2 protein-coding genes are annotated in these 2,411 nt (G+C 42.6%); both read left to right on the top strand.

The genetic code is table 11. The features are described from left to right. Window positions 1-361: IS66 family insertion sequence element accessory protein TnpB (gene tnpB / locus QZZ35_RS11150; RefSeq protein ID WP_291237470.1), on the top strand; the 361-nt coding region annotated here is incomplete at its 5' end. A gap of 286 nt (window positions 362-647) precedes the next feature. Further along, window positions 648-2,342 (top strand): IS66 family transposase, encoded by a 1,695-nt coding sequence (gene tnpC, locus QZZ35_RS11145; protein ID WP_291237469.1) that lies wholly within the window; start codon window positions 648-650, stop codon window positions 2,340-2,342. Window positions 2,343-2,411: the final 69 nt, after the last annotated feature.

Genomic DNA, 2,411 nt, shown 5'->3' with positions numbered 1-2,411 from the left:
GGGAACTTTGATTGGTGATCTGTCCAGAGTACAGAAAATCTATTTGGTATGTGGCCGAACTGATATGAGGAAATCTTTCGATGGACTCATGGCAATCATTCGGGATAACTTTCAGATGGACCCTTTCTCCAATGCAGTCTTTCTGTTCTGTGGGCGTAAAAAGAACACGATGAAAGCACTCTACTTCGACCGGGATGGATTCGTGCTCCTGCAGAAGCGTCTGGATAATGGAAAGTTCCAGTGGCCCCGCAATGCTTCGGAAGTCAGACCTTTGACCAGACAGGAATTCCGCTGGCTGATGGAAGGACTTTCTATTGATCAGCCGAAAGCAATACAGCCTGTGAAAGGCAAAGATTTTTGATTTGTACAATATGTAGATTTTGAAAAATTTTTCTACAGCCCAAACTGGTTCTCGCCGGAAGATATCCACAAATGTGCGATCATGGGAAAAGTTGTTCGTGGATAGTTATGCACAACCTCATAATGATGTGTATAACTTCACAGAAAAACTCCAAAACGGGCTGATTTTTAAAGAAAAAAAGGATACTTTTGATTCGTCATAATGCCAGTCCGTTTTTGCGTGGCATTTGCGATAATTTCGCCCTTTTAGTACAATAAATGTATCTAAAAAGAGGGAGGAATTCACGATGGATCCAGAGGGACAGAACATACTTTTTCGCAATCAGTTGGAACAAAAAGATCTTATGATCCAGATGCTTTCTGAGCGATTAAATGAAAAAGATGAAACGATCACTGATCTGAAAGAAACAATCAAAGATCTAAAAGTAACGATTGCCGGTCTTCAGGAAACACTCAATGAATTCCAGCGAAAGCTCTTTGGTACGAGCAGTGAGAAAACAAAACAAGATGAAAAACCAGAAGAAACAGTGACAACAACTGTAAAAAGTCATAAAAGAACAACACGTAAAGCAAAAGCCACACGTGAAGACCAGTATGGAAATCTTCCAATTCGCAAAGAGGTAATCCCTCTATCGGAAGAAGATAAGCATTGTCCTTACTGTAATTCCCTGATGGAGTATGTAACTGAAACCTTTGTCCGGGAAGAACTCCGGATCACACCTGCGAAAGTGGAACGAATTCATTATTACCAGGAAAAATGGCAGTGTCCGGAGTGCAAAAAAGATGGTGATGGAACATTCGCAGAATCAAAAACACCTACTGCCTTAATTCCTCACAGCCCGGCTTCTCCATCCATAGTCTCATATGTTGCAATGGAAAAGATAGGTTTGGCTATTCCTTATTACCGGCAGGAGTTTTTGATGCAGCAGCTGGGATTTACATTGCCAAGAGAAACTATGGCAAACTGGATTATTTATGTTGCTGAGCACTATTTTTATCCGATTTATGATCGTTTGCATGAAGAACTCTTAAAACGTGACCTGGTGCATGCAGACGAGACTACCTGTCAGGTTTTGCGCGAAAAGGGACGCGCTGCAGAACAGACATCCTATATGTGGTTATATACAACCGGAAACGATGGTCTCACACCAATCGTCCTCTATGATTACCAGCCAAGCCGCAAAGGATCCTGTGTACAAAACTTTCTGGAGGGATTTCATGGACTGGTACAGTGTGACGGATACCAGGGTTATAACAAACTGGAAGATGTCATACTGGTATGCTGTCTTGCACATGCAAGACGAAAGTTCTTCGAGGCAGTTCCGGCAGCCAAGCGTAAAAAGCTGAAGCTATTGGATATCAACTCCGATGTAGCAATCGAGGATATCAATCTTCCAGATGAAGAAGAAGCAAAACAGTTGCTTCCTGCAGAAATCGGACTGCTGTATTGCAATAAACTCTTCTATCTGGAGCGCACACTGAAGGATTTGGATCCCGAAGAACGAAAACAACAAAGAACAGTTTTGGAACAACCTGTATGGGATCAGTTCTGGAACTGGCTGGATACCCTTCATCCAACTGGCGGAAGCAAGCTTGGGAAAGCGGTGGTCTATGCCCAAAACCATCACGAGACGCTGATGAATTATCTGTTGGATGGCCGATGTGAGATCTCGAACAATCGAGCTGAGCGAAAGGCCAAAAGCTATGCGATTGGAAGGAAAGCTTTCTTGTTCCACACATCAGAGGCCGGAGCCGGAGCAAGTGCGGTGATGTACAGCATCGTAGAAACAGCAAAAGCAAACAATCTGAATATTTTCCAATACCTTTATACGGTACTTCTGTATATACCGGATTACTTGAATTCGTCCGCAGGTATAGAGCAGCTGATGCCATGGAGTAAATTTATAAAGGAACAATGTTCAGGGCTAATTGATGTGGAATCTAATGTTCCGGAAAATAGAATTCCCCTGCCGAATGTGTAGCAGAGGAATTGATAGTAAACGGTAGTCGTTTACTGCTTTTATTAGATTTAGAAGTATGGTAGGCGGTGT

Source organism: Frisingicoccus sp. (genome assembly GCA_016298055.1).
Lineage (GTDB): Bacteria > Bacillota > Clostridia > Lachnospirales > Lachnospiraceae > Frisingicoccus.
The sequence above is the reverse complement of the archived record's forward strand: the minus strand, read 5'-3'. Positions and strand labels throughout refer to the sequence as shown.

Coding starts and splice junctions, on each gene's coding strand:
- tnpC (WP_291237469.1), top strand. CDS start 648: ATGGATCCAGAGGGACAGAACATACTTTTTCGCAATCAGTTGGAACAA.